Here is a 2,776-nt window from a genome sequence, read left to right as displayed (position 1 = left end):
TATGAAAAATGAAACTAATATTCGCCGTGGCAGACATTGTGTATTCCTGATACACGTCCATTTGGTCTTTGTCACAAAATACCGGCGAAAAATATTTGATCAGGATGCAATTGAAAAATTGCGAGGCTACTTTGCCAGTGTTTGTGCTGACTTTGATGTTGAACTGGTTGAAATGGATGGGGAACGGGATCACGTTCATTGACTGATTAATTACCCGCCAAAACTGGCGATATCTAATCTGGTTAACAGCCTTAAAGGGGTATCGAGTCGATTACTTCGACGTGATCGTCCTGATATTGCCCAACGTGATTACTACAAGGGGGTTCTTTGGTCGCCGAGTTATTTCGCGGGGAGTTGTGGTGGCGCACCAATATCCATTATCCTCCAGTACATTGAGCAACAGGAAACACCGAGTTAGTTAAAAAACCGCGCCTTATATCCCCGACCAGAAGGACGGGGTTTTACGGTGCTTTGGATAAATATTTTCATTCTCAAGCCCTTTACCTGTGTCGTCAATGGTCAATCACTTGGTTACTTTCCCCTATTATTCATTTTAGTAAATTAATATATCGTCCTTTTAGGGAGGTCGGGGGCAATTAAATAATCTCTAATTCCGGGATCAAATTCAACTTTCATTACTTTATCTGAATTTAGAATACTCACAATTGTTTCCAATCCTGGCCTAATGGGGCCCAAGAAATGGATATCCTCTTTTTTTTGTATAAGAAGAACAGGGATTATATCAAGGTCAATCTCACTGACTAACTCTGGATATTCATCAATATCAATCCAAATAAAACAGTCATCAATAAACTTTTCAGAGAGTAGCGTAAAAGTATCTTTCCATGATTCACAATTATTACACCAAGATGCACAAAAGCTTATTACTAATTTTTTTCCAAAAGCTGATTGATAGCGAATATTATCTTTATTTAAATCTGGATAATTAATCATATCAACTCCTTATTTTTAATTCGATTAAAAAAACAAAAATCATTATATTTATTTTCTTTATTCATATGACATAAATGCCAATTTGCTATATGCCTTTCAAGCTGATAACCCTTTTTAATAATCTTTTCACAATGTTGAATAGATACTGGTTTACCAAGAATAATTTTTCCTTTTAAGTTCAATAACTTTATGGTTTCTTTAACCTTTTTAATATTAATATTATTAACACCTGAAGAAAGGAAACGAACTCGACTATCCACATCTAATTCAACTTTTTCAGGAGAAGAGTATGTTAATTCAGGCGAATTGACATCAATACCTGTAAGAATACAAATTCCCTTATAAGCCAGCCTCGATAATTCGGGGTTATCTAGATAATTGATAAGATCAGGAAGATATTCTGCATGACATGAATGAGTATAATAAATAATATTCAAATATTCAGGATACAAACTCGGAGGTGCTATTATTTTATTATTAGTGGACGATATACATCCCATTAAACGGACTAAGTTTTCTATTTTTTGAGAATGAATTAAGCTTTGATTTCCTTTAGGTGTATTCTCTTCCAAATATAATGGTAAAAGTTGAGATAACGCAATATAATTATATTCATTATCATTTGAAAGCCAACACATCGCATCTATGGCAGCATATTTTACAGCGATATCTGTCGAGCTATTTACTAACATTCTAATATTTTCGGAAAAGCTTATTAGCTTCATTTTTTTTACATAATAACATAATGCGATTTTAATTTCTTTTGAGGGAAGATTTAAATAATATAATAATTTATCATGATGGATTAGCTCCTGATGATGTGCTTTTATTTTTAATAAAGCGACAATGAACATCTCAGGCTCTCGTTCTTTCAGCAGCGCTAATTGTGCAGTTCTAGCGTTTATCTCAACACGGAGCAGTGCCTCCAACGAACCAATAACAGCATTAAATCCTAGTTCTTTTATCATCAACCAAAAACGATCAAACTCTTTTTCACTATCTAACTCATTAAAAAGTAAAGTATAGATAAATGCTTCCTCATGTCCTTTCCAACGTAATAGTGCGATTCGAGCTTCATCTAAACCTTTTTCTTTTGCATAACATAAGCCATCAATATTAGCATTTAATAATGCATTAAAATAATTAAATTTATCCACATTAATTAATGACGAATAACGACTTTCATACAAAGTCTTATAATAAAAGATTGCATTGTTCAGATGCTGTCTAATTATCGGGGGTGGGGTTGGAAACATAATTGTTGACATAATTTATCCACTCAATAATCCTATTATTTATAAGGTCTCACTATCTTATGCCAAGCGGTTCCATCATACAGATCAACATTATAATCATCAGCTACAACTAAAATCCCATCGCGGACATCCATATGACCTGAGGCGATAACATTTTTATCACCATCCTTGGGACGGACCATTTCTTTACCATTCCAACACTGTAAACGGTAGTCATCACATGCCCATACTTTATCTTCAAACCAGCGTAACTGATTCAGTAAAATAGTCGAACTGCCGTGATAAAGTTTTTCCCATTGATATTCACGCCCACACCATAAACTGCCCCCTTCACCGCCAATATACACATAACCATCAGGGGCGCATAAAACTGCACTTAATTGCTCATTAGAGGGAAAACCACAGGGGATCCAGATTTCGCCATTATAATGCCAAACATCTCCTTCACCGCCAACGGCATACATATCCTGCTCAGAAAAACCATCTAGATCAGTGAACCCCATATCTGTATTGGTTTCTCCTCCTGGTATCCCATGTTGAATTCTCTGCCATTTCCCAATATCCAC

General features: G+C 35.1%; 2 protein-coding genes and 2 pseudogenes. 1 reads left to right on the top strand and 3 read right to left on the bottom strand.

Annotated elements, in window-relative coordinates; all coding sequences use genetic code 11:
- Position 1: 1 nt before the first annotated feature.
- Positions 2-418: pseudogene (tnpA, locus tag GWI58_RS13005) on the top strand (IS200/IS605 family transposase).
- A gap of 143 nt (positions 419-561) precedes the next feature.
- Here tnpA and GWI58_RS13000 read toward each other — a convergent pair.
- The 3 genes and pseudogenes from GWI58_RS13000 to GWI58_RS12990 all read right to left on the bottom strand — a co-directional run.
- On the bottom strand, positions 562-954 hold the full coding sequence (locus GWI58_RS13000) for a thioredoxin family protein (RefSeq protein WP_004244639.1): 393 nt from the start codon (positions 952-954) through the stop codon (positions 562-564).
- Positions 951-2,222 carry a hypothetical protein gene (locus tag GWI58_RS12995; protein WP_110229880.1) on the bottom strand — a complete coding sequence of 424 codons (1,272 nt, stop codon included), beginning with the start codon at positions 2,220-2,222 and terminating at the stop codon, positions 951-953. Before GWI58_RS12995 ends, GWI58_RS13000 begins: the two co-directional genes overlap by 4 nt.
- 23 nt (positions 2,223-2,245) lie before the next feature.
- Positions 2,246-2,776, bottom strand: a pseudogene (locus GWI58_RS12990) (hypothetical protein); the annotation flags it as partial.

Source organism: Proteus sp. G2674, assembly GCF_009915195.1.
Lineage (GTDB): Bacteria > Pseudomonadota > Gammaproteobacteria > Enterobacterales > Enterobacteriaceae > Proteus > Proteus mirabilis.
Note: the sequence above shows the minus strand (reverse complement) of the source record. Positions and strands in the feature narration are given on the sequence as shown.

Bases quoted from the DNA above. Each gene is read 5' to 3' on its own strand.
- GWI58_RS13000 (WP_004244639.1), bottom strand. From the start codon at position 954: ATGATTAATTATCCAGATTTAAATAAAGATAATATTCGCTATCAATCA.
- GWI58_RS12995 (WP_110229880.1), bottom strand. From the start codon at position 2,222: ATGTCAACAATTATGTTTCCAACCCCACCCCCGATAATTAGACAGCAT.